The organism is Desnuesiella massiliensis (assembly GCF_001403615.1).
In the GTDB taxonomy this organism is placed as follows: domain Bacteria; phylum Bacillota; class Clostridia; order Clostridiales; family Clostridiaceae; genus Desnuesiella; species Desnuesiella massiliensis.
In genome coordinates, this window is sequence record NZ_LN879457.1 from 1,144,016 (window position 1) to 1,169,552 (window position 25,537).

At 30.4% G+C, this 25,537-nt stretch carries 25 protein-coding genes and 1 riboswitch; of the genes, 15 read left to right on the forward strand and 10 right to left on the reverse strand.

The window, feature by feature from the left end:
* Positions 1-45 precede the first annotated feature (45 nt).
* The 3 genes from BN2665_RS23270 to BN2665_RS23280 all read left to right on the forward strand — a co-directional run bounded on the left by BN2665_RS23270 (position 46) and on the right by BN2665_RS23280 (position 4,881).
* Complete coding sequence (locus tag BN2665_RS23270) at positions 46-1,347, forward strand: CapA family protein (RefSeq protein WP_055669478.1); 1,302 nt, start codon at positions 46-48, stop codon at positions 1,345-1,347.
* Between the two features lie 250 nt (positions 1,348-1,597).
* The gene (locus tag BN2665_RS23275; protein WP_055669479.1) at positions 1,598-4,066 is read left to right on the forward strand and encodes an ABC transporter substrate-binding protein; all 2,469 of its coding nucleotides are present in this window, start codon (positions 1,598-1,600) and stop codon (positions 4,064-4,066) included.
* Between the two features lie 266 nt (positions 4,067-4,332).
* Positions 4,333-4,881 (forward strand): cytidylate kinase family protein, encoded by a 549-nt coding sequence (locus BN2665_RS23280; protein ID WP_055669480.1) that lies wholly within the window; start codon positions 4,333-4,335, stop codon positions 4,879-4,881.
* 195 nt (positions 4,882-5,076) lie between these two features.
* On the opposite strand, the gene BN2665_RS23285 is transcribed toward BN2665_RS23280, so the two are convergent.
* On the reverse strand, positions 5,077-6,219 hold the full coding sequence (locus BN2665_RS23285; protein WP_341452732.1) for a cation:proton antiporter: 1,143 nt from the start codon (positions 6,217-6,219) through the stop codon (positions 5,077-5,079).
* Positions 6,220-6,398: 179 nt separating this feature from the next.
* On the opposite strand from BN2665_RS23285, the gene BN2665_RS23290 reads away from it, so the two are divergent.
* The gene (locus BN2665_RS23290; protein WP_055669481.1) at positions 6,399-6,935 is read left to right on the forward strand and encodes a histidine phosphatase family protein; all 537 of its coding nucleotides are present in this window, start codon (positions 6,399-6,401) and stop codon (positions 6,933-6,935) included.
* A gap of 181 nt (positions 6,936-7,116) precedes the next feature.
* Here the strand turns inward: BN2665_RS23290 and BN2665_RS23295 are convergent, their stop codons facing one another.
* On the reverse strand, positions 7,117-7,578 hold the full coding sequence (locus BN2665_RS23295; RefSeq protein ID WP_082436000.1) for a GNAT family N-acetyltransferase: 462 nt from the start codon (positions 7,576-7,578) through the stop codon (positions 7,117-7,119).
* Between the two features lie 9 nt (positions 7,579-7,587).
* Complete coding sequence (locus tag BN2665_RS23300; protein WP_055669482.1) at positions 7,588-7,965, reverse strand: ACT domain-containing protein; 378 nt, start codon at positions 7,963-7,965, stop codon at positions 7,588-7,590.
* A 252-nt stretch (positions 7,966-8,217) separates the two neighbouring features.
* Between BN2665_RS23300 and BN2665_RS23305 the strand changes: the two genes are divergently transcribed.
* The 4 genes from BN2665_RS23305 to BN2665_RS23320 are packed head-to-tail and all read left to right on the forward strand — an operon-like array spanning position 8,218 to position 11,468.
* Positions 8,218-9,024, forward strand: coding sequence for an amino acid ABC transporter substrate-binding protein (locus BN2665_RS23305; protein WP_055669483.1), 807 nt, complete (start codon positions 8,218-8,220; stop codon positions 9,022-9,024).
* 27 nt (positions 9,025-9,051) lie between these two features.
* Positions 9,052-9,693 (forward strand): amino acid ABC transporter permease, encoded by a 642-nt coding sequence (locus BN2665_RS23310; RefSeq protein WP_055669484.1) that lies wholly within the window; start codon positions 9,052-9,054, stop codon positions 9,691-9,693.
* A gap of 14 nt (positions 9,694-9,707) precedes the next feature.
* Complete coding sequence (locus BN2665_RS23315) at positions 9,708-10,454, forward strand: amino acid ABC transporter ATP-binding protein (RefSeq protein ID WP_207643715.1); 747 nt, start codon at positions 9,708-9,710, stop codon at positions 10,452-10,454.
* Positions 10,455-10,508: 54 nt separating this feature from the next.
* A complete protein-coding gene (locus tag BN2665_RS23320; protein WP_055669486.1) occupies positions 10,509-11,468 on the forward strand; it encodes a LysM peptidoglycan-binding domain-containing protein in 960 nt (319 codons plus the stop codon).
* Positions 11,469-11,651: 183 nt separating this feature from the next.
* Here the strand turns inward: BN2665_RS23320 and BN2665_RS23325 are convergent, their stop codons facing one another.
* A complete protein-coding gene (locus BN2665_RS23325; RefSeq protein WP_055669487.1) occupies positions 11,652-12,326 on the reverse strand; it encodes an SIMPL domain-containing protein in 675 nt (224 codons plus the stop codon).
* Positions 12,327-12,709: 383 nt separating this feature from the next.
* Between BN2665_RS23325 and BN2665_RS23330 the strand changes: the two genes are divergently transcribed.
* The 4 genes from BN2665_RS23330 (at position 12,710) to menA (ending at position 16,370) form a co-directional block, all read left to right on the forward strand.
* A complete protein-coding gene (locus BN2665_RS23330; protein ID WP_055669488.1) occupies positions 12,710-13,030 on the forward strand; it encodes a hypothetical protein in 321 nt (106 codons plus the stop codon).
* 221 nt (positions 13,031-13,251) lie between these two features.
* Positions 13,252-14,235: a phosphodiester glycosidase family protein gene (locus tag BN2665_RS23335; RefSeq protein ID WP_055669489.1), complete on the forward strand. Its 984-nt coding sequence runs from the start codon at positions 13,252-13,254 to the stop codon at positions 14,233-14,235.
* Between the two features lie 9 nt (positions 14,236-14,244).
* Positions 14,245-15,285: a hypothetical protein gene (locus BN2665_RS23340; protein ID WP_055669490.1), complete on the forward strand. Its 1,041-nt coding sequence runs from the start codon at positions 14,245-14,247 to the stop codon at positions 15,283-15,285.
* Positions 15,286-15,425: 140 nt separating this feature from the next.
* A complete protein-coding gene (gene menA / locus BN2665_RS23345) occupies positions 15,426-16,370 on the forward strand; it encodes a 1,4-dihydroxy-2-naphthoate polyprenyltransferase (protein WP_055669491.1) in 945 nt (314 codons plus the stop codon).
* 57 nt (positions 16,371-16,427) lie between these two features.
* On the opposite strand, the gene BN2665_RS23350 is transcribed toward menA, so the two are convergent.
* Both BN2665_RS23350 and BN2665_RS23355 read right to left on the reverse strand, forming a co-directional pair.
* Complete coding sequence (locus BN2665_RS23350; RefSeq protein WP_055669492.1) at positions 16,428-17,213, reverse strand: folate family ECF transporter S component; 786 nt, start codon at positions 17,211-17,213, stop codon at positions 16,428-16,430.
* Positions 17,214-17,297: 84 nt separating this feature from the next.
* Positions 17,298-17,396: riboswitch (THF riboswitch) on the reverse strand.
* Between the two features lie 42 nt (positions 17,397-17,438).
* Positions 17,439-17,666 (reverse strand): DUF2164 domain-containing protein, encoded by a 228-nt coding sequence (locus BN2665_RS23355; RefSeq protein ID WP_423229881.1) that lies wholly within the window; start codon positions 17,664-17,666, stop codon positions 17,439-17,441.
* Positions 17,667-17,917: 251 nt separating this feature from the next.
* Here BN2665_RS23355 and BN2665_RS23360 point away from each other — a divergent pair, with 251 nt between their 5' ends.
* Positions 17,918-18,763 carry a protein kinase domain-containing protein gene (locus BN2665_RS23360; protein WP_055669494.1) on the forward strand — a complete coding sequence of 282 codons (846 nt, stop codon included), beginning with the start codon at positions 17,918-17,920 and terminating at the stop codon, positions 18,761-18,763.
* Between the two features lie 42 nt (positions 18,764-18,805).
* Here BN2665_RS23360 and BN2665_RS23365 read toward each other — a convergent pair whose 3' ends face one another.
* The 3 genes from BN2665_RS23365 to BN2665_RS27420 form a co-directional block, all read right to left on the reverse strand.
* On the reverse strand, positions 18,806-20,059 hold the full coding sequence (locus BN2665_RS23365; protein WP_055669495.1) for a dicarboxylate/amino acid:cation symporter: 1,254 nt from the start codon (positions 20,057-20,059) through the stop codon (positions 18,806-18,808).
* Between the two features lie 201 nt (positions 20,060-20,260).
* Positions 20,261-21,823 (reverse strand): FAD-dependent oxidoreductase, encoded by a 1,563-nt coding sequence (locus BN2665_RS23370; RefSeq protein ID WP_055669496.1) that lies wholly within the window; start codon positions 21,821-21,823, stop codon positions 20,261-20,263.
* Positions 21,824-21,983: 160 nt separating this feature from the next.
* The gene (locus BN2665_RS27420) at positions 21,984-22,607 is read right to left on the reverse strand and encodes a hypothetical protein (protein ID WP_055669497.1); all 624 of its coding nucleotides are present in this window, start codon (positions 22,605-22,607) and stop codon (positions 21,984-21,986) included.
* Positions 22,608-22,791: 184 nt separating this feature from the next.
* Here BN2665_RS27420 and BN2665_RS23380 point away from each other — a divergent pair, with 184 nt between their 5' ends.
* Both BN2665_RS23380 and BN2665_RS23385 read left to right on the forward strand, forming a co-directional pair.
* Positions 22,792-23,475 (forward strand): hypothetical protein, encoded by a 684-nt coding sequence (locus tag BN2665_RS23380; RefSeq protein ID WP_055669498.1) that lies wholly within the window; start codon positions 22,792-22,794, stop codon positions 23,473-23,475.
* 130 nt (positions 23,476-23,605) lie between these two features.
* Positions 23,606-24,769 carry a polysaccharide deacetylase family protein gene (locus tag BN2665_RS23385; protein ID WP_055669499.1) on the forward strand — a complete coding sequence of 388 codons (1,164 nt, stop codon included), beginning with the start codon at positions 23,606-23,608 and terminating at the stop codon, positions 24,767-24,769.
* A 165-nt stretch (positions 24,770-24,934) separates the two neighbouring features.
* On the opposite strand, the gene BN2665_RS23390 is transcribed toward BN2665_RS23385, so the two are convergent.
* On the reverse strand, positions 24,935-25,531 hold the full coding sequence (locus tag BN2665_RS23390; protein WP_055669500.1) for a YveK family protein: 597 nt from the start codon (positions 25,529-25,531) through the stop codon (positions 24,935-24,937).
* Positions 25,532-25,537: the final 6 nt, after the last annotated feature.

Here is a 25,537-nt window from a genome sequence, read left to right on the forward strand (position 1 = left end):
AATCCCCCCATATATTAATACAGGCAATATATGGGGGGATTGGTCATGGTTAAAAAAATTATTCTACTCATAACTGGAATATTAATAGTATTCTTAACTGGATGTATTGATTTTAATACCGATAAAGGTATGAAAAAAAATTCTTTTGAAGGCAATCTTTATGAAAAAGAAGAAAAGCTTGTTGAGGGCTTTAAAGAGAATTATGAGCCTATAGATATAGTGATAAGCTCTATAGGTGATATACTGATTCATAATACACTCTATATGGCGGCTTATAATTCTGAAGCTAATACCTATGATTTTAAGCCACAATTTAAAAAGGTAAAGCCTTTTTTAGAAAAATCAGACCTTACTGTAGCCAACCTAGAAGGCACCTTAGCTGGCGGTGAAGAGGGATATTCAGGATATCCTTTATTTAATGCTCCTGATAATTTGATAGAAGCCTTGAAGTTTTGCGGAATAGATGCTATAACTGCAGCGAATAATCATAGATTAGATAAAGGAACTAAAGGATTTTATAGAACTATCGAAGTAGTAAGAAACTCAGGATTAGACATTATAGGAGTAAAAAAAGTCGTGGAAGACAAATCCTATATAATAAAAAATATTAAAGGAGTAAAAGTAGCACTAGTGAATTATACCTACGAGACTGCTGAACAGTCTGGATATAAAACATTAAATGATATAGTTGTACCTAAGGAATTAGAAGATAAAATAGATAGTTTTAATAAGGGAAATTTAGAAAAAGACTTAAAGGTTATGAAAGAAAGAATAGAATATATTAAAAAGGAAGGTGCGGATTTAATAATATTTTTTATGCACTGGGGTAACGAGTATGAAAGAGTTCCTGACAAGCTTCAGAAAGCCCTTGCTCAAAAGTTATGTGATTATGGGGTGGATATAATAATTGGGGGACACCCACATGTGATACAGCCTGCAGAATATATATACTCTAATATTTCTTTAAAAGAAACCTTCGTTTTATATTCTCAAGGAAATTTTATATCTGATCAAAGAGAGGAAACTATAAAAAATAAGTATTCTGAGGATGGAATTATCACTGAGCTTTATATAAGAAAAGATGTTAACAATAAAAAAACTTATTTGAAAGAAGTGAGATTTATACCAACCTGGGTTAATAAGGAAACGGGTAGCGGCAAATATTTCTATGAGGTAGTTCCTTTATTAGAAGATATTAGAGATTCATCAATTAAAGAAAAATATAATTATTATGATAGTACCTTGAAAAGAATGGAAAATTCTTTTAAGAGAACTAGTGATCATATTTATAGTTTTATAGAAAAGAAATCTATAGAAGTTTTTAAGAGTAAAGAGCTCAATGAATAGCTATCAAAGAAATGATATTTTAAAGCATGAATTATTATTTATTAAGAAATAACCATAATATGTTATTTCTTTTTTTACATTCTAAATATAAACAATGGAAATATGAAAACAATTACATTATAATAAACATATGATTATGTAACTGAAGAATAATAAATAAATTAAAGGTTTTATAGAAAACTATTGATTTATTTGATAAAAAATTAGAAAATATAAAATAATAATATTATCTTATAAATGGGGGGGTATTATGTTTTTTAACGGGGGAAAATCAAATCAAAAAAATAACGTAAGTTTGCCGACCACAGCTAGTGATACTAAGGATAGTGATTTAAAGCTAAAAAAGGTAAAAAAGATGCAAAACTATCAAAGTAAATTTGCTGAAAGAATTTTGCATGAAAGTGAAGAAACCTTGGAAGCAGCAGAAATACTTTTAAAATCCGTGGAAGAGATTAATAGAGAGATAGAAACCAATGAAAGAAGCATAGAGAATACTGTACAAGCATCAAAAGAAGTAGGAGAAATTTTTAATCAGGTTTTTGATAGTGTGGATGAAACAATTAAGGTAATTAAAACTACTTTAGAAAAATCCGAGGCTGGTTATGGAGCAGTTCACTCATCTATAGAAAGTATAGAAACTATAAAGCAAACTGTAGAAAATATGAAACAGGTAATACTTGAATTGCTTGAAAAATCAAATAAAATTGTAGTAATTGTAGATACTATAAAAGCCATTTCAAAAACTACTCATCTATTATCCTTAAATGCAAATATTGAGGCAGCAAGAGCAGGGGAAGCAGGAAAAGGCTTTTCAGTGGTTGCAGGAGAAGTAAAGAAACTAGCAGAAAGCAGCTCTAAATCGGCAGATGAGATTGGAACTATAATTAAGGATATAGGAAGTGCTGTGGATAAAACCTCAAAGATTATTGAGGATAGCATAGATAAGGTTTTAAAAAGCACAGAAGCTGCAAAGAAAGCTAGTGATGCTATTAATGATATAATGGATTCTGCAAATAAAACTCATCATATTTCTAAGGATATAAATGAAGCCATTAAGCTTCAAGCAGAAAAAAATGATTATTTATTATCTGTTATTGAAGACATGACCAATCAAAGTAAACAGCTTAAATCCCACAATGAAAACATATCTATAAACACTTTTAGACAGAAAGCTAGTCTTTCAAAGCTTAAGGAAACTATCTTCATGCTAAATGATTTAACCAGTGATATAGAACAAATAATTGGAGAGCAAAATAATTCTGAAAAAGCAACATTAAAAATCCAGTTAGGAGGATTAGATACCCTAGATCCTATAAAGGCTTATAGAGTAACTAATTTAAGAGCTCTATATCCTATGCATTTAGGTTTAGTTCAATTTAGTACAGGTACTGATGTTACTGGTGCTGTAGCAAGAAGTTGGGATTTAGAAAATGATAATGTGACTTGGAATTTCAACCTTAGAAAGGATCTCAAGTTTCATAATGGAAGAAATATAACAGCTAAAGATGTTAAGTATTCCTTTGAGAGATTTTTAGGTAAAGAAATGAATTCAGGCAATAGGTGGATTCTTTCTATGATTAAAGGCGCTAGTGAATTTTATGAAGGAAAAGCAAAAGAAATAAAAGGGATTATGGTTAATAATGAGTATAATATAAAAATAGTTTTAGAAGAACCCTATTTTTCTTTTATCAACAATTTAGCTTTTCTATCCTGTGCCATAGTTCCTTTTGAATGTGCGGCTCAAATGGAAAATCACCCTATAGGAGCTGGACCTTATAAATTTGTAAGTTTTAATCAAGAATCAAAGGAATTAATCTTAGAAAAATTCGAAGGCTATAAATTAGGCGAGGGATTAATAGATAGGATTGTAATATTAGCTGAGGATGGTAATAAATTTAAAGATTTCTTAGAAGGAGATTTAGAAGCTATAATTGTAAATGCTTCAAATGTAGAAGATATTGAAAAGGCTAATTATGAGATTATAAAGAGAGATAATTTAGGGACAAAATTCTTAGCCTTTAATTTTAGAAGCAGCAATCCTATTGTAAATAATAAATATTGTAGACAAGCTATAAGCTATGCTGTTGATAGAAATAAGGTAATTAAAGAAGGATTGAAAAATTTAGAAAATCCTGCTATGTCGGTGTTCCCTCAAAATATAGGTTCTAATAAGATAAGCTTTTCTAGAGATATGAATAAAGCCAAGGAGCTAATGAGAAAGAGCGGGATTGCAAATGGAGCTTTGACAATGCTCATGAATAAGGATGTAAAAGATTCTCTATATTATAAAGCTTTAGTGAAGGTTATGGAAGAGAATTTGAAAGAAATAGGAATAAATTTCAAAATCTTAGAGGTAGAAAAGGATCAATACACAAAAGAGGAGTGGAAACAAAAATGTGATCTTCTATACTATGGTTGGGTTGGAGATACAGGCACTGAGGATAATTTTATAGAGCCTTTTATTGAAGCAGAAGGCATGGCTAATATAGGAAAGTATACAAATTCAAGACTCTTAGAACAGGTTAGAGAATTAAAAATTATTAAGAATCCTTATAAATATAAAGAAAAGCTTCAAGATATTGAAAAAGAATTAGTAGAAGAAATGCCATTCCTATTTCTAACAGTAACTTGCACATGCTATGCATACCAAAGCAATGTAAAGGGCTTAAGCATTCACCCGCTTAATTTTATAAAGGTACAGGATGTATGGAAAGAGTAGCATATATAGTTTAAATATAGTATTGTTACCAATTTGTAATCATATTTTAACTAATTTAAAACTACTTTTTATAATAAATAGGGTATTATAAAAGCAGATAGTAATTTAAATTTCCAAACCCCTATAAAAATTTTAAAACTAGTGATTCTTCACTAGTTTATTTTTTTGAGCACAACATAAAAAATACTTAGCTTTTTTATAAGATTTATAATAAAATAATAATAAGCCTAATGGTCTCAATAGTAAAAAGTAAAGGAGGTAAAACTATGAAAATTACTATAACAGGAGATTTGTATAGTGGAAAAACCTCTCTTGCTAAAAAACTTTGTGCTCATTATAATTTGAATTTTTATACTGTGGGATTATTATTAAGGAAGAATGCAGAGAAGCTAGGTATGAGCATAACGGAATATAATGAATATATGAATAGTCATAATATAGATGATATTGTAGATAAACATACTGAGGAAGTAGGCTTAAAAGAGGAAAATTTTATTTATGATGCTAGATTAGCTTGGCATTTTATCAAAGATAGCATAAAGATATACTTAAAGGTTCATCCTGAAGAAGCTGCTAGAAGAGCATTGATGGATAGCAGAGAGGCAGAAAAATATGCATCTTTAGAAGAAGCAAAAGATACGATTATTAAGAGAACGTTGGTAGAAAGAGAAAGATTTAATAGATTATATGGAGTTGATATCCATAGTGTGCGGAATTACGATTTAATATTAGATACTACAGTGCTAAATATAGAAGAAGTATTTACTAAGACTACAGAATTTATAAATAATTATAATATATTTAAGCAGAGTTAGGCATTGTAAAAATAATTAGTCAAACATTAGAATAGAATTAATATAGGGAAACACTACTAAAATTTAAATTATACATGTTACAAAATGGCATCTTTAAGCCATTATATTGCATGTATAAGTTTGCAGTTAAAGTTGCTTCCCTATATTTTTTTGCGTCCTAAATCAAGAACTTCTGCCTTTGTGTTATAAAAATTATTAAGTTTTATAATCTAAACTTAATAATATAGGAGTTAATAATGTAGTTACAATAACCACTAAAACCACAGGAGAAAATAAAGCTTCAGATAATAGACCTAAGTTAACCCCAAGATTGGTTATTATCAGAGCTATTTCTCCTCTAGATACCATACCTACTCCAATAACAAAGGAATCTTTTGATGAGTATCCACAAAGTTTTGAAGCTAAACCGCAACCAAGCATTTTTGTTAGAATTGCTACTAAAAGTAGCAGCAGAGTAAAGATTAAAAGACTTCCACCTAAACCGTCAAAATGAGTTTTTATACCTATGCTAGCAAAAAATATGGGAGAAAGCAATAGGTAAGACAAAACCCCAAGCTTCCTTTTTACTGCAAAGGCTTCACTATTAGTGGAGATTATGGTGCCTGCTAAATACGCGCCTATAATAGATGCTATTTTAAAATATCTTTCTGATATAAAGGATAAAAGCAAACAGAATATAAGAGCATAAATAGGCATTCTACTTTTATGATAATCCTTCTTACATAAAAAATTAAAAAGCTTTGATAATATCTTTATGGATAATAATGAAAATACAAGAAATAGAATTATTCTTGCGGAAATGGCTTTTACATTTACGCTATTATCTTTTAAACTAGTTATGATACTTAGAAGTATGATTCCGAGGATATCATCTATAATGCATGCTCCCATAATTGCAGTGGCAGCCTTAGTTTTAATTTTTCCTAATTCCTTAAGAGTTTCTGCTGTTATGCTTACAGAGGTAGAGGTTAAAACTACTCCTATAAAAAGGCTTTGCATTATATCAAGATTAAATATATAATGGCTTAAAATAAAGCCAAGGAATAAAGGAAAAAGCACACCCAATAGAGCTATAAATAAAGAAGCCAATCCGGCTCTTTTTAACTCATATAAATCTGTCTCTAGTCCTGCAGAAAACATAAGCATAACTACGCCCAGTTCTGAAGCCTTTATTATAAATTCAGACTGAGAAATCAGACCTAGTAAGGATGGGCCTAATATTAATCCTGCCACAAGAGCTCCAACCACATTGGTCATATGCAGGTTCTTAGTTATGTAACCTAAAAGCTTTGTACCTATAAGAATTAAAGCTAGTTCTATAAAAAAATAAATGGACAAAATATTTCCTCCTAAAACTTTGTACATTAATGTATATTATAAAAAAGCTTAGTTTAGGTGTCAAAGGGAATAATAACTAGTAAAAAGTGATTTATTTATATAACTTAATAGGTTGAGAGTAATTTGTAAATAAGGTAAAATTAATTAAAGTATTAAAAATATAAAGGGTAGGTAGCTGTATGAAGATTGGATTAGTAAGACATTTTAAGGTAGATATTAAACCTAAAAAATACATGAATTCAGAGGAATACAATGAGTATGCTAAATTATATAACCTATCACCGGTAATACCTAATGAGTTTTTGGCAGGGAATCATAGCTTTAAGATATGCTATTGTAGTGACTTAAGTAGAGCAGTCACTACCGCTAACACCATTTATAAGGGAAAGATAATAGTAACGGAAAAGCTAAGAGAAATACCTGTAGCAGCCAGGTTTAAGATGAAGAAGAAAGTTCATTTAAGATGGTGGGATATAACCAGCAGAATAGCTTGGGCTTTTAATCATCCTTCTCAGCCAGAGGGGAAAAAAGATACTATTAAAAGAATCAATAAATTTTTAAATGAAATAGAAAAACTACATGAGGATAACGTACTTATTGTTTGTCATGCGGCTTTAATGTATTCTATGAAAAAAGAGTTAATAAAACGAGGATATAAGGGAGATAAATTCCTTAGAGCGAAAAATGGTACCTTATATGTCTTTGATAAAAAGTAGGAGCTAGATGTGCATAAAATCTAGCTCTTTTAAATTATATATAGACAACTTCAGCTATAAGTTTATGTATTGTTTATCTATAGGAGGAGGTGAAAAACATAGGTGTTCTTTTTCACGGGCCGCTCGTGGGGCTCCACGCGCGGTGTAGGGAAACCTATAGAACACCTTTTTTCACAGCCTCCTATAAATCCATGCTAAGTCTTATCATATCAGTGCATTGAATACCATTTTCGTAAATAGGCTCCTCATAATATTTCTTAAAATAATCCTTATCTATATAGTTTATTCTAAAACCACATTTTTGATAAAGAGCTAATTGGTCAATACTAGAATTGCCAGTACCTACCTCTAGAGTCTTCGCTTTAAGCTTTCGTGATTCTTCAATGGCGTTAAATATTAACTGTTTGCCAATACCCTTGCCTTGATAGCTCTCATCTATGGAAATATTCATAAGCTCTAGAGTAAAGGGACGAGTTTTTAGAAGTATATAAATACCTATAATAGTTCCATTAACATAAGCTCCATATATGAACCCGCTATGTACGTACTCTTTTATAGAGTCTATAGAAGGGTCCGCCTGAAGCAGTAAACTATAAGGAATTATAGACTTATCAGTTATTCTCAATATACTTATACTATTCATAAAATCACCCTAAATAATCTCATAACCATTATTATCTAAAACTTCTAGAGCTTTATTTAAATTATCTTCTTTCAATAAAATATAATCTGTATCAAAGGTAGATAGGGCGAAAATACTTATATTAGCAGAGGCTAGTACAGAGCTAATTGAAGCTAATATACCTATTAAGGAAAAATCAAGAGGACCTTCTACCTTTAAAGCTCTCCAATGTCCCTCAAACTTTATGTGGTTAGGAATGATATCTTCCCTACATACAATAGAAAGTTCTTCTTGTGTTTTAGTTATTGAAAAAAATTTACTATTAAAAGCCCATTGAGGAATACTATTTTTTTCATCTAATCTACAAACTCCTAAAGAATAGTTTAAAACAGATAACTTTAATTTCATAAATAGTCACTCCTTAAATTTTTTGCATTTTATAATTATATCATTTTTCAGTATGATGTGGATGATTTTTATTGAATTTTCATTAAATATGTTTTTTTGCTAATAGTATTAAATTAAATAATTAAAAAAATTTTTTATATAGCATAAGTAATCATTTTCAAATAGAAATTGTTTAAATTTGTTAGTTGACAAATTTGTTTCATCACTTTACAATGATAAAGTATTGAAGTGAAAATTATAGGGGGTATTACAATGAAGAAAAAAACATTGGTGGCAGTAGCAATAATTCTATCCTTAGGAGTATCCATTATTTCTGGATGTACGAAAAAGGATAATGCAAAAGAGGAAAAAGGAAAAGAAAAAAAATACTTAGTATTAGGGCTTGACGATACTTTTGTTCCTATGGGTTTTAAAGATGATAAAGGTGAAATTACTGGCTTTGATGTGGATCTCGCCAAGGAGGTAGGGAAAAGAATAGGAAAAGAAATTAAATTCCAATCTATTGATTGGTCTATGAAAGAGACAGAGTTAAACTCTAAGAATATAGATTTAATTTGGAATGGTTATACCATAACAGAAGAAAGAAGGGAGAAGGTATCATTTTCAAAACCTTATTTAGAAAATAGACAAGTTATTATAACCTTATCAAATTCATCCATAAATAAGAAAGAAGATTTAAAAGGTAAGAAGATATCAGCTCAAAGTGGCTCTAGCTCTGTAGATGCTATGAATAAAGAGCCAGATTTAGTTAAAACTTTTAATAGTGGTAAGCCAGTACTATTTGAAACTAACAATGAGGCTCTAATGGATTTAGAGGCAGGAAGAGTTGATGCAGTGGTGGCAGATGAAATTTTGGCAAGATATTATATGAAACAAAGAGGAGAGTCAAAGTATAAGGTTTTAACAGAGGATTTTGGAAAAGAGGAGTATGGTATAGGTATTAGAAAAGATGACAAAGAGTTGTTAGAAAAGGTTAATAAAGCATTAGAAGATATGAAAGAGGACGGTACATCTAAAACTATATCTGAGAAATGGTTTGGTGAAGATATAGTTAAATAGTATTGGTTTTATGGAGAGGAGATTAATATGAATTACTTAACAGGGCTTCTTCCCTCTTTGATGGAGGGACTAATTACTACATTTAAAATATTCTTTATAACCTTATCTATTTCCTTACCCTTAGGTGTAATAGTGGCTTTAGGTAGATTATCTAAAATAAGATTACTTAGTCTCTTCACAGGAATTTACATTTGGATAATGAGAGGTACTCCACTACTTCTTCAATTGATATTTATTTTCTTCGGACTGCCAATAATAGGAATAACCTTTGACAGGTTTCCAGCAGCTATTATTGCGTTTGTTTTAAACTATGGTGCCTACTTCGGGGAGATATTCAGAGCAGGAATACAATCTATAGATAAAGGTCAGTACGAAGCTACAGAGGTTCTAGGTCTTTCCCATAAGCAAACTTTTTTTAGAATTATATTACCACAGATGATAAAACGAGTTTTACCGCCTATCTCTAATGAGGTTATTACCTTAATAAAAGATACTGCTTTAGTATATGTGGTAGGATTAGATGAACTCTTAAGAGCGGCCAAAATAGCTTCTAATAGAGATGCTTCCTTAACCCCATTGGTGGCAGTAGCGGTATTTTACTTATTGTTAACAGCAGTACTCACTGGAGTCTTCAAAAAATTAGAAGATAACTATGCGTATTACCAATAGGAGGAGTTTTTATGATACTTAAGGTTCAGGGATTAAATAAAAGTTTTAAAGGAAAGCAAGTTTTAAAGGATATAAATTTTGAAGTTAATGAGGGAGAGATCTTAGTTCTTTTGGGGCATTCAGGAGCAGGTAAAACCACTATATTGAGGTGTATAAATGGATTAGAACAGTGCGATAAAGGTACCATAGAGATAGATGGTGAAACCCTATGTAAGGATAATGGAAATAGTATCCTATATAGCTCTGGGGAACAAAGGAAAAGCATAAGAAAAAAAATAGGCATGGTATTTCAAAGCTATAATTTATTTCCCCATATGTCTGTAATTCAAAATATAATTGAAGCTCCAATAAGTGTATTTGGAACTCCTAAAGAAGAGGCGAAAGATAAAGCCGTAGAGCTGCTAAAGCTAATGGGATTAGAGGAGAAAATAAACTCCTATCCCTTTGAATTATCAGGAGGTCAAAAACAGAGAGTTGCTATAGCAAGAGCTTGTGCATTAAATCCAAAATTAATGTGCTTTGATGAACCTACTTCGGCTTTAGATCCAGAGCTTAGAGAAGGAGTGGCAAAGATTATAGAGGAGTTGGCGAAAAATGGTATATCTGTTTTGATAATCACTCATGATATGAGCTTTGCTAGAAGAGTGGCTAAGAGAATCGCCTTTATGGAGAATGGTAAAATTTTAGAAGAGGGAAATACTGAAGAAATATTCACCAATCCTAAAGAGGAAAGTACGAGAAGGTTTATATTAGGTAATTAAGAAATATTAAATTGTAGTGTAAGTTTTCAATAGTTATTATACTTCAAGCTGCTTATGGTTTCATCTTCAGCCTTTGCAGCAGAAATGACTACAACCTATAAAGTAGTATCAGGAGATAGCTTGTGGAAAATATCTAATACTTTTAAGGTTACAGTGGATCAGCTTAAAAAGTGGAATAGATTAAATGATAACACAATTTATGTTGGACAAACATTAAAGGTAGCTCCTATTCATACAGTACAAGCAGGTGAAAGCTTATGGATTATATCTAAGATGTATGGTGCAACTGTAGATAATTTAGTAAAGTTAAATAATCTTAGTTCTTCAACTATTTATGTTGGACAAGCACTGAAGATTGAAGAAGTTATTCAATCTAACCCTCAGATAGTATCAAAGGTTGAAACTATAAACCATGTAGTAAAAAGTGGAGATAATTTATGGACTCTTGCTCAGAAGCATAATACCACAATGGATGCTATAATGAGGTCAAATATATTAGTATCTGATATATTAATGCCAAATCAAACTATAACAATACCAGTAAATTCGACAGAAATTGTAAAGCCAGTAGGTATTTCAATGATGAAGGCTAGAGAGAATAACAATTTTGGAGATATTTATACCTGGGAAAATGCTATGAGGCTCTGGACTACTGAGACTCAAGGAATGTTAAAGGACTTAGAAACTGGCAAAACCTTCAATGTTAAATATTATGGAGGATCAAATCATTCAGATGTGGTTTCTCTCACACAAGGCGATACTTCTATCACAGAATCTATTTTCGGGCCTTGGTCTTGGGCTAAAAAGAGACCTATGATTCTATACTTTGAGAAAGCTGGAGTAAAGTATCAAATGGCAGTGTCTTTAACTGGTATGCCACATTCTACTACGGATATCTATGATAATGGAATGACTGGGCATATGGACCTGTATTTTTACAATTCTGTTGGACATACTGATCCCGTAGTAGATTCAACACACCAAACAAATATATTAAAGGCTAATGGACAGTAGTTTTTTTAATTCACAATGTACAATTCACAGTGCATAATGAAGGAAATTTTTCTCCACTAGCGTTACGAAAAAATGGTGAATCTAAAAAGCTGTGGCTAATGCTTAGCCACGCTTATTTTTACTGAAAAATATAAATCATCCTTCATTGTAAATTGTGCACAGTGCATTAAATAAAATATATTTTTAACAATAATTAAATATGGCCTCGATTCGCGCCACAACATTAATTTGACCAGGAATAATAGGAGTGGTACTAGCTGCATAAACCTTTTCAGTTGGAATTTCTTCATTGATGCTGCTAGTGGTTAATTCTATTATGTTAAAGGGTATTTCTTGGACTTTTACACCTAAGGTGTTTCCTATATTTATTGCTTTAGCTATGGAGTCTTTAACAGCTAGGCTTAAAGCTTTATTATAATATAGAGTATTATTATCAATAGTAAAAATTATATTATTTACTATATTTGCGCCGGCCTTTACTGCATTATCTACAATTTCTCCAACCTTATTTAATTCCTTGGTTCTTACATTTAGTATATTGCTGACCTTATAACCTCTGAAGATTTGTTTTCCTTCAACATAGTCATAGTGAGGTTCTATGGTATAGGAAGCAGTACTTATTTGATTTTTAGAAATGTTCATAGCATATAATTGATTTAATACAGCGTTGGATTTAATTGCATTTTCTTTCTGAGCATTTTCCAAATCTTTATCTTCTGTAACTACGCCAAGATTTATTAAAGCTAAGTTGGGTTCTGCTTTAATGTTACCTATACCATGTACTTTCATTGTAGGATTTTTAGAAGAGCTAAGTTTAATATTATCAGAGCAGGGGATTTGAGGATAAAAATACATCATAAAATCTATACCCTTTCATATAAAATACATATCATTTATATATATGTTTATCTTAAATAAAGATTCATTCAATATTTTTATTTTATAAGTCACTTTTTTTAGTATTGCTTTCAAAATATCTAAATAGTATTATCAATAATTCACAAAAAAATCTCCATAATAGCATAGAAATAACAAAAATCTTAATCTAAAATTAATTCAAAATTTATGTTATCTTGCCACTGACCATTGACCTTTATAAAGTCTTTATTCCTGCCTGTAAATATGATAACAAAAGAAACTTATCACTAATTATATCATATACCTAGCATAATTTTACAGTCATATTTAAGTATATAAAAAATGGAATTTATGGTATAATATAAGTAGGAGGTGTAGTTTTTATGAAAGGGTTTTTAAATAGGTTTTTAACTGATTTTAGATTTGTAGAAGACAAATCATCTTTAAACCAATATGTAGAGGATAGAGTCAATATAGTCAATAGGATCTCTACCAGCTTTAAAAAGGGGTGTAAGCTTACAGCTGTAGGCATAATATCCATCCTTCTTCTTACAGGGGCTTTTGAACTCTTTAATGCTATAAATCCAGAAGGAACCCTTAGAACAATATTATTTTTGTGCATAGCTATATTAGTTATTTCATCAGTTACTTTGTTCTTTGGAATATACAATATAATTATAGCTTTGCTGTTTAAAAATAAGTGACATTAATATAAATAGTACACTATCAAAATTAGTTTAAGATTTTGATAGTGTTTTTTTATATGAAATAAATATAAGAGACTGTTTTAGAAAAGTTTTCGTATTATAAATTGATGAAAAGTAAAATGGTGATGATTAAAACAATATTAACTAGGATAGTATATTATAGGTACATGGTGTATAATAATCCAATGTTAAAGTTTATTTTACAAAAGTAGGTGTTTATGTTGAGCAGGAAAATTAAAAGATTACTATTATTTATATTTTATCAAATATTTTTTATAGCACTATCTACACCACTAGTGATACTATTTGGTCCTTATAACAACATAAAGAAAGCTGTAATATCTACAGTGATGGCCACAAGGCATAAATACCTAGTGACCAGTTTTTTATCTCAAAAGAATATAGATAGCATTTTAGGAGAGGCTAAAAATACTTCCACAGAACCAATTCAAGATATAAACCAGGTGAAGGTGAAATTTAAAAATAGTGACGAGATATTAAGCTACGAGATACATACGGATAGATTTGATGGGTTTTTATTAGAAATTAAAGACCCTACCAAGGTAAAGGTGGCCATGACCAAATACCTAGGCAAAACTGGTCAAAAGACTAGTGAGATGGGAAGAGAAAGAGATGCGATTGCTGCTATTAATGGTGGATCCTTTATTGACAAATCCTCTGATGGAGTATTATATGCAGGTACAGGTTCCTTACCAGGAGGTTTTGTTATATCAAAGGGAAAAGTGATATATCCTACGGAAAATATAAATGAAAATCAAAAAGAAAACGTAGTGGCTTTCACTAAAGAGGGTACGCTGGTAGTGGGAGATCATAGTATAAGGGAGTTAAGAAAATTAAATGTGGCAGAGGCTATATGTTTTAGGCCTCCAACCTTAATCATTAATGGCAAAAGACAAATCACTGATAAATTAAAAGATGGATTTAATCCTCGTACTGCTGTAGGGCAAAAGATAGATGGAACCGTAATGTTTTTAGTAGTAGATGGCAGAAAAGGCTTAAATAAAATGGGAGCCAGCCTTTATGATATACAAGAAATTTTATTGGAGCATGGGGCTGTAAATGCAGGTAATTTAGATGGTGGATATTCTTCTACCTTATATTTAAATGATGAGGTGCTTAATTCTCCTAACTCATGGAATGGTGAAAGAACTGTAGCTACAGCTTTTTATGTTGAAAAGTAGGTGAGACATATGAAAAAAATTAGGATATTAATACTATGGACATTGTTTGCATTGGTAATTCAAAATATCATATTGTTTTCTATTAATAACAAATATTTTGGCAAAGACTTAAAGGTTAAAACCGTAAAGCTTAATGAAAACAATAAACTAACCAAAGAAAAAGAATTAGTGCTATCTAAAAAAGCTAAAGAAGTAAAAACTTCTTTTAATGGAAGATTTATATCCTATATAGAAGATGATAAGTTAAAAGTTTTTGACACAAGAACTGGAAAGACTAATATAGTAGCTTCGGAGAAAGCTATGAATATAGAATATTATAAATGGTTAATCAATGATAATTCTTTCATTTTAGTAGAGAAAAATAGTAATGCTGCTAATAAAAAGTATTTTGATTTCTATTCTTATGATGCAAGAAACGATGTAAAGAGAGAACTCTTAAATTTTGATATGAAGAAGTTTCGTATAGATTGTTATGATAAAAAGGAAACTATAGGAGATATAGTGTTTTCTAAAGATAGCAATGTCATGTATATAAAAACAAATAAGGGAAATAGTTTGAATGATGTATACATGGTAAATATAATGAATGAGTTTAAAAAGGTAAAGAGTAGTGCTCAAACTATTAACAAAATGGCAGTTTTGCCAGGAGGCACAGAATTAGTTTATCAGCAGAAAAATATGATAAAATCCTTACACAAAGAGAAAAGTATAGATGTCACGAAGGATGGGTTGCTTTTAGGAATAGATGATAGCCAAAAATTGTATTTAGCTAAATTAGTTAATAACAAGGTTGTGAAGGTACTAAGAGGGGACTTTAATACTCCAAGAGAAAAGTGGGAGAGCTTTTCCTTGGAAAAACCTCAAGAAGCTAAGAATATATTAATAATACCTGAAGGTAAGATAGTTTCCATTAATGATGAAGAAGGATGCTTAATGGATGTGATAGGAAATAAAAAGCTAAATTATAAGGGGAAATTTTTATCCTTATATGATAAAGGTGTTATTAGTATAGAGGGAGAAAAAATAATAAAAACTCCTGAAAGTAATTAAAGTATAATATTTTGAGAATAAGAATTAATATTGTTTATTTATATAGATTATCTCTCTTATTATGATATAATATTTTAGTGTTGAAAAAGAAAAGAAAATTTATTTTAAATTAAATTATATTATATGTCGGGGGGATATTCTTGAATATAAATAGCTTTTTGAAATTAGTGGAGATTCAAACAAAGGTTGCCAGTATGATTCCTTTCACGCTAGGAACCTTCTATTCGTTATATAGGTTTAAGTCCTTTAATGCTAAAAATTTTACATTAATGCTAGGAGCTTTACTAGCCTTTGACATGGCTACTACTGCCATTAATAATTATTATGATTTTAAAAAGGCACAGAAAACTCATGGCTATGGATATGAAAAGCATAATGCTATAGTAAGATTTAATCTAAAAGAAAGTACCGTAGTGCTTATAATTATATCGCTAGTAGTTATAGCAAGCTTATGCGGATTTATGTTATTTTTGAATACTAATTATATAGTTTTGATTTTAGGGGTAATTTCTTTTGGGGTAGGGGTACTTTATTCTTTTGGACCATTGCCTATATCTAGAATGCCACTAGGAGAGTTGTTTTCCGGACTTTTTATGGGATTTTTAATTCCTTTTATATCAACTTATATACATATTTATGATAAAAGTATAGTATCACTAAGTTTTTTACAAGGTACACTAAATATAAAATTAGAGATTATTGAAATTATTTACCTATTTTTAATTTCTCTGCCTGCAATTTGCGGAATTGCAAATATAATGCTTGCAAATAATATTTGTGACATAGAAGAGGATATAGAAAATAAGAGGTACACATTACCTGTATATATTGGAAAAGAAAAAGCATTACAACTTTTTAAAATTTTATATTATATTGCTTATATAGATATAGCAATATTATTATTCTTAAAGGTGGAGCCTATATTAGGGATTTTAGTGTTTTTAACTTTTGTATTAGTAAGTAAAAATATAAAACTTTTTTATCAAAAGCAAACTAAAAAAGATACTTTTATTCTTGCAGTTAAAAACTTTGTTATCATTAATGTATCTCAAGTCCTATGTTTTGCAATAATATGTTTATTATAAAAAACAAACTTAAAGTCGCTATCCTTATATAATCTCAGATAGCGACTTTTTATATCATTAATATTTATTAGCATATAATTTCTTATAGATAGAGTATAAGAATGCAATTATATAAGCTTGAATTGTAGTCATTAGTATCTCTTGAATAATTCTAGGAATCCAAAATATCAAAAATCCTTTTTTAGCTAAAGCAGGTATGAATATTTGCAGCACGTAGGTATTTAAAGTTGTAACTATTAGGCCAGATATTCCAGTTACTATTAGTATTTTTAGAAAGTTTTCATGAATATGAACATTTGAGTTTTTCTTTTGAATAATATAATCTATAAATAAAAGAATCAATCCCAAAATAGCGATTACTTCTAAGCCTATGGTGGCAAAGTCTCTATTTTTACCTATAGAATTTAAGAAGTTTGAGTAAGAAGAATCTTTTATAAAAAGAATACTAACATGATTTATTACTCCTACAAGGCCTATAACTATAAAGAATAGAAAGAATCCCCATTGAAGAGATTTGATATTTATATGTCTGAATATTATCCATAAAATTCCCACTATTACACCGCCTAAAATTGCAGTAGCGGTAAGCCAAGGAATATATGCTCCTTCAGGTTTAATTATAAAACCTAAAATATCTAAGATACCAGAGGAAATTCCTCCAAATAAAGGGCCAAAAAGAATAGCTACAAGCTTTAAGAAAATACCTGAAAAGGTAATGCGCATTCCAGGAGCACCACCGATATAGATCATATAGCTAAAACTTCTAATAATCAGAGCTAAGGCAATAAATAATCCTGTTTGAACCATTTTTTGTGTAAACCTAGAATCTTTTTTCATATTCATAATTTAGTCTCCTTCAAAATAAAATAAAAGCCCTTATTTCTTTTTATGCTGCTACATTAAAAAGAAATAAAGGCTTTTTAACTTAACAGCGGATGAAATATTATAACGCAAACCACTCAAGGTTTTTCGTCTAGAGACTCTACTCCCATTCTCTAACACTTAACGCATAATATCTGCTCTGTTACAAAATATTCATATTTTTTACTTAATCGTATTATAGCATGTTTATTTTTGAATTCCAAGTAAATCTTCTATTTTATCGCCCATATATTTATAAGAATCAAATACCCCTTGATTGTAAAATTCTGGAGCTAGCTCTTCTATAAAGAAATTTAATATTAAATTACAGGCTAAATCTCCTAAATCCTCTTCACGTTCTGTTTCAAAATAATTTTTAATGGATTTTATCATTTCATTTCGCTTTTCATTAGATAGTTTTATTTTGTTATTCATCATTTTAACCCTTTCTAAAATTAAGTTTGTCTTCATTAATATTATTATAACACTAATATATAAACTAAATAAATTAAATTTTACAACTTTTGTACAAAATACATATTGTACCTATGCTTCAAACTGCAGCGTTAAGTTTTATGCTTTTTAAAGAAATTTTCTTAAATTCTTATAATCCACCCTATAAAAATTTAAAAGAGTCTCGTATAAATAATACGTAGCTTACAAAAGATTAATATTCGAGGTGGATTATGTTAAGAAGAGGATATATATTAGATGGAAGATATGAGGTAGTAAGAGCTTTAAGAGAGTCTAGCAATGGTATGATTTATTTATGTAAAAACGTTAAGCTTAAAAAGCTTGTAACCTTGAGAGAAATATATAAGGATGTTAAAGGTAATTTAGACATTTTAAATGAATATAATCAGATAAAAAGATTAACTCATAAAGGAATCTTGCAAATGCTAGAAATATTTTATGAGGATAATTATTTTTACATGGTTCAGGAATATCAAGAGGGAGAAACCCTTAAGGAATTTATGAGAGAAGTGGGGAGCTTAGAAGTTAGAGACATCTATAATATTACATTAAACCTTTGCAACATTATAGATTATTTAAAAGAATCAAAATTTGTTAGTAATATTAGATTAAATCCAAGTAATATTATTATAAATAAAAACAAAGAAATTTATATAATGGACTTTGAAGAGTTGACCTTAGACGAATTCTGTGAAAATAAGGATTTGCTTCAGAAAAATCATAAAGATCATATAAATACCATAGGTAGACTAATGTATTTTATGGCAAGAGGGAAGGTTCCCTGTACTGATCTTGAACCTCTTATAGATGATGATTTTATAAACAACGTAGAGCACAATTTAAAAAATATAATTCAAAGATGCTTTCATGTTAATGAAAAGTATAAATACTCATCTATGGAGGAATTAAACAAGGAGATTAGGATTGAACTTTTAAAAAAGAATAAATTAGAAGGAGAAAAGCTAGAATTAAATTATGATAATAACCTTCAATTTACTACAAGAACAACGAAAACTGGAAAGCTTAATGTTTTTAAAAGGATATTAGGTTTTGCATAAATAATAAAGAGGTTTAAGAAGGGCACTTTTTTAGTGTCCTCCTTAAACCTCATTTTTCTCTAACCAGCCAGATCCTTCTGTAAGTCTGTTAACCATCATAGCACATACTGTATTACCAGTAGAATTTAATAAGGTAGCTGGAGCGTCAATGATGGTACTTATAACGGCTATAATAGGAAGCACCTCAGGAGAAAAACCATAAACACTTATTATAAGCATTTCTCCAATCATTCCTCCATTTGGAATAGCCCCCATAACAGCTCCTACTAAAAATGAAACCAAAATGATACCTAAAATTGAAGATATACTGCTCATATCTCTTCCAAACAGCCCAAGTAAAAAGGTAACTTTCATCACTCCACCTATAACAGAACCATCTTTATGTGTATTTGCTCCTAGGGGAATTACTGTTTCTGCAACATCTTGAGATACTCCCATGTTTTTTGTAGACTTAAGATTAGTGGGTATGCAAGCTGCACTGGAGCATGTAGCTAGTGCTGTTATTGAAGGAGATATAGCATTTTTCCAAAAACGGTTAATTCCAGTTTTTCCTCCAGCAAAGAAGGCATAGAGAGTAAAGAAACCAAAATAATAAATAATAGATAAAATTAAGTATAGAATAAAAACCCTTAAATAACCTGTTAGAATCTGCGATCCTAATTGACCAACCACGGATGCAAAGTAGCAGGAAAGACCTATAGGAGCATAATACATAATGATTTCTACCACCTTCATCATTGCTTTAGAACAGGAGTCTAATAATTTACTGATAGGCCTCCCATTCTCTCCAATCATAGCAATAGCTATACCAAATAATAAGGAAAATATTATTAGCTGTAACATGTTTTTTCTAGAAAACAAAGATATAAAATCTGATACAGAAATAGTGTTTACAAGCTGCTGTAAAAAGGTTGGAGTATCTGTATTAGAGATAGCATTTCCAGCTTTATTTATAATGCTCTCTAGAGTATCAATTTTTACGCCCTCAGTAGGGTTAAAGGTCAAGGTACCAATAAAACCAATTATGGCGGATATTAGGGCAGTGGAGGTAAAAACTAAAAATGTATTTCCTAAAATTTTACCTAATCGCTTTAAAGAAGTCATATTTGAAATAGTAGAGGATATGCTAAAAAACACTAATGGCACGATAATTGTAAATATGAGGTTAATGAAAAGATTACCAAGAGGTTCAAAAATTACGGCCTTTGGCCCCATAATCAATCCTAAAAGTCCTCCTAAAATTATTGAGGCTAACAATATTAACGTAGTCTTATAAGTATTAAAAAAACTTTTCATAATGAATCCCCCTAAAAACTATCTTTAGTTAATTATATTCGAATTTTTTACATTATTTGATGCTTATTATGTCTTAAATATTGCAAAAAGTGTTATATATTTCAGAGAAAACTTTACTTAAGGTTTAGTAGATCATAGACTTAAAAAACCAGGAGTTACTAATTAACTCCTGGTTTTAAATCGAAATTTAATGTAAGCATCTTATACTATATTTGGGTCCGGCCTATTTGGCTCTTCTTTATAGTGATTTAGCTTCTTGTGAGCAGGGCCTTCCAGTACTTCGCCATCATAAGAAAATCTGGAACCGTGGCAGGGACAGTCCCAAGACTTTTCAGCATCATTCCATTTTAACTCACAGCCTAAATGTGTGCAGGTTATATCTACTATATGGGTATTTCCTTCGTTATCCTTATAAGCTCCGTATTTTTTTCCATCTATTTTTACTTCCTTACCTTCACCAAGGTTTAATTTTAAAGTTTCTTCTCCTTTTTCAAGCTTGCCTTTAATAAGCTCTACAGCTACGTCTGTATTCTCTACAAAAAAGCTTTTAATAGCTTTACCAGTAGTATTTCGGGAAGGGTTATAAACTTCTTGCCAAGGACTTTCCTTCTTAATAATTAAATCTTTAAGCAATATAGCTGCAGCAGTTCCATTGGTCATGCCCCATTTTCCATAACCAGTGGCCACATACATGTTTTCGGTAGAGGAAGTTATATATCCCACATAAGGAACTAAATCAAGAGTTATGTAATCTTGAGTAGACCATAGATATAAAAAGCTATTTACATTGAAGGTACTTTCAGCAAAGTTTTTTAGATTTATATAATGCTGCAGAGTACTTCCTCCATGGCCAGTTTTATGACCTTCACCACCAACCAAAACAATTTGTCTGTCCTCATGGACTTGAGGGCGCAGAGAACGTCCAGGCTCTTCTGCATTTATAAACATGCCTTGAGGAAATTCCTCTTTAATATTTGTAGCAATTACATAGGATCTATCAGGTTTTAGTCTTGTAAAATATAGGCCTAATGCATCATAGCAAGGAAAATGTGAGGCTATGACTACCTTTGTAGCCTTTACTCTTTTTTTATTAGCAGTAATAAGAGAAAAGGAATTTTCATTTTCAATTTCTACTACAGGAGTATTTTCAAAAATATAACTTCCTTCACCAGGTATTTTTTCTGCCAAGGGCAAAAGATATTTTCTAGGATGAAATTCTGCTTGATTCTCAAAAGCTACAGCAGCTTGAGTAGAAAAAGGAAGAGGAAGCTCTGAAAGATACTTTGCATTTAAACCCAATTTATTGGCAGCCTCAATCTCTTTTTCAATTTTAACTATGTAATTTATATCTTCTGTGTACATATAAGCTGGTAATCTATGAAAATCACATTGAATATTATGTTCATTTATAGTCTCTTCTATGAAGTTAATGGCATATTCGTTAGCCTCAGCATATTGCAGAGCTCTTTCTATTCCAAATTGATTTATTAGTTTATCATAAATTAAGTGATGCTGGGAAGTAATTTTAGCTGTAGTATGACCAGTGGTACCTTTGGCGATTTTATTTGCTTCGAGAATGGCTATTTTTGCTCCTTCCTTTTTCAGAAGATAACCAAGGGTTATACCAGTTATACCGCCACCGATGATAGCTATGTCTACCTCTATGTTTTCTTCTAATTTAGGATAATTTGTGTCTTTAGTTGATTCTATCCAATAAGATCTAAATATACCTTGGAGATTATCTCCTCTAAATGTGCTATTCATCTATTGCTTCTCCTTTCAAATGGAAAGTTAGGGTTTAAAGTTTACTTATATATTTATAGTTTTCTTGCTTTAAAGATAAATATTCATAAAATCAAAGATTAATTAAAATAAAGCTTCTAAAGAATATTTATATTCTCTAGAAGCTTTATTTTATAAATTTTTAATACTCTTCTTCGTTAAAATCAAATATGGGTAGATCAGGCATAAACCTTTCATCCATATCCATATCCATATCCATATCCATCATTTCATCCATAGGCATCATACCCATTCCCATGGACATGCTATCCATATACATACTTCCCATAGGCATCATCCCCATGTGCATATCATGCATAGGCATACTTCCCATAGGCATCATCCCCATGTGCATATCATGCATAGGCATACTTCCCATAGGCATCATCCCCATGTGCATACCATGCATAGGCATACTTCCCATAGGCATCATCCCCATGTGCATACCATGCATAGGCATATTTCCCATGGGCATCATCCCCATACACATTTTATGCATAGGCATACTTCCCATAGGCATCATACCCATGTGTATACCATGCATAGGCATATTTTCCATAGGCATCATGGACATAGGATGCATCATAGAAGGATGTTGCATCATGTGCATACAGCAAGGCATAGGGGACATATAATGAGGAGATTTCATCCCCTTCATAGAATCCTTATCTTTGTCGCCCATAGGATCATCATTACGATGCTGATATTTTTCTCTTTCGTAATCTAAGCCATCTTCATACAAGTTATTAAGATCTCTATAATTCATAAAAACCCTCCGCAAATTAATTAACTCATAATATAGATTATATGTAACAAATTTAAGAAGGTTACACATTGAAAACTTAGTTAAAAGAAAATTTTTATTGAATTTATTTTTCATGGATTACGTATTGTATGTAGGCAATTTTTATAGTACATAACTTAATCAATAAAAGGGAGGATTGAAATTTATGAAAAAGGCACTGACTGTTATTCTAATTGTTATATTTATTTTATTTGAACCTAGGATAGCATTTGCAGGAGATGTGTTTAGTAGAATTACAGGAGGATATCAAGATGCATTAATAATAGGAGAGGTAATAAAGAGTAGTGAAGATAGCATAGAAATAAAAACTTATCATATAGTAAGTGGTGCTTTAAAAGATAAAAAAATAGTATTGGAATCAAAGTTTAAATATGCATATATTAATAAAGAGCCTAAGATAGGAGATTATTGTATAATATCCATAGACAAGATGGAAAAAGGATATAAGCTAGCTTGGGGAGCATATAAGACTAATTCATGGGATTATAAAAGTTTAGAAATTGAAAAAGAAGGATTATACGAAGGACAAAGAGCAGAGTTAACTGCATTACAATGGTTTGTAAATACAAATGGAAGAGAGAGCAATTTTTTCTTTAACGGAGATAAAGCCTATGTAAGAAGAAATTTAGATGACTCTTTACAGATATATCCTGCAGATGATGAAAAGAAAATACAGTTAATAAAAAGAGAAATTCAAAATTCTAAAAGCAATGATAAACCACAAAAATCGCAGATGGAAATGAAAAAGCAAGGCAAGATAATTGGAATAGGAGGTTCTGCATTTATTATAGGAACTTTTGTTTATATTATTAAAAGGAGAAGTCTATAAAATGATACCAATTTGTAGCAGCATTGTAACCCTTTGTTATAACCAATCCTATAAAATTTTAAGTGAGAGAGTTTATATAGCAGTTAATTTATGCGCCTACATAAATTAAAATAGTAGGAGTGAGGTTTTAATGAAGAAGAAAACTTTGGAGCTATTAGTTTTAGCATTATTAGGTTCTTTCGTTTTAAGCTCTTGTACAATAAAAGAAGAGAATATACCTGTGGTAGAAAGTAATAGACTTTTAGGCGAAAAAGAAAAAGTGGATTTAATAGAAGAGATTAAACCTGTGAAGGAAGTTAATAAGGAAGTTGAGTTAGTAGATTTTCAAGGAACGGTGGAGCATTTGTTTTTTCATCCCTTAATTTTGGACAAAGAGGCTGCTTTTAAAGGACCAAAATGGAATAGTGATAATATGGACGACTGGTTTGTTACTGTGGAGGAATTTAGTAAGGTGCTAGAATCCCTATATAGTAATAACTATGTGCTAGTAGATGCCAATGAATTATATGAAGAAGTAGAAGTAAATGGTATAAAGCTTATGAAAAAGAAAAATATAAGGGTTCCAAAGGAGAAAAAACCTTTAATAATATCAATAGATGATTTATCCTACAATGAAGGTATGAGAAGCTCTACTGCTCAAAGGCTAATATTAGATCAAAATAATCAGTTAGCTACTTATAGAAAGGACAAGAATGGTAAAGAGATAATAGGCTATGATGAAACTGTGATACTCATAGATAAGTTTGTAGAAAAACATCCTGATTTTTCAATAAAGGGGGCCAAAGGTATCATAGCTCTTACAGGCTATGAAGGGATTTTTGGGTATAAATCAGATTATGATTCATCAAACTATGCTAGGGAAAGGGCGGAAGCTTTAAGGGTTGGTAACAAGTTAAAAGAAAATGGATGGAAATTTGCAAGCCATAGTTATGGCCATAATGATAACCAAAAGGTAAGCCTAGAATACTTTAAGAGAGATATAGATAAGTGGGAAAAGGAAGTAGCTACTTTAGTTGGGAGTACTCAAATCTACATCTATCCACATGGGTCTAGCTTACCAGAGGAAAATGATAAATTTAAATATCTCCAATCTAAGGGATTTAAAATATTTTATGCTGTAGGTAGCGAAGCCTATGAAAAAATATCAAATAACACTTTAGCAGTGATGGGAGATAGGATGGCAGTAGATGGAATAACCTTAAGACATAGGAGAAAAAATTTCTTGAAATTCTATGATGCAAAGGAGGTAATAGATTTAAATTCTAGGCCAGATAGAAATTATAATTTTAAATAAGGCATAGTAAAAAATAACTAGTCAAAGATGGATCATATATTTTGCGTAAGACAAGGATACAGGTTCCATTAATAGCGGGCTATTAGTAGCGGACGCAGTATTATGCAAAATAGACGAGTAGACTGACTAGTTATTTTTGGAGACGCCTTTAAAAAAGTCACGAGTCTAATGCTTTGTGACTTTTTTAAAGGATAATATAAAAGCTAAGGAAGTAAATAAACCTATTAAAAAAGAAAAAATTGTAGTTACTATAATGTTTATATTTAAAGACTTTGAGGGAAGTTTAGGCTCATCTAGTACATTTACAAAATCCTCTCTTAAAATCTTTAAGCTAGTTTCTTTTAAGGAAATAGCTATTTGATTAGCTATCTCTACTGATTTTTTTGCAGAATGAGCGCTAACTGATATAATTAAAAATTCACTGTTCTTCTTTTGCGATATTGAGATACTCTTTTGAAGTTCTCTTACATTTATATTTAGATTAAGTTTATTAATAACATCTTGTGTAACAGTTCTAGATTTTAATATCTCGCTATAAGTAGGTGCTAGCTTTTGGAACAATAATATATTATCCTCATATTCATCACCATTGTTTTTAGTTTTATTAGAATCACCTCTTATTATTAGAGAGATGTCAGTTTTATATACAGGCTTTATAAAAAGATTGCTTAAAAAAAAGCCTAATAAAGTGGTGAATAATGTGAAAGTAAAACAAATAATAAAGGCTTTAATTCTTAAATGACGTCTATCTTTAGATAACATCTAATC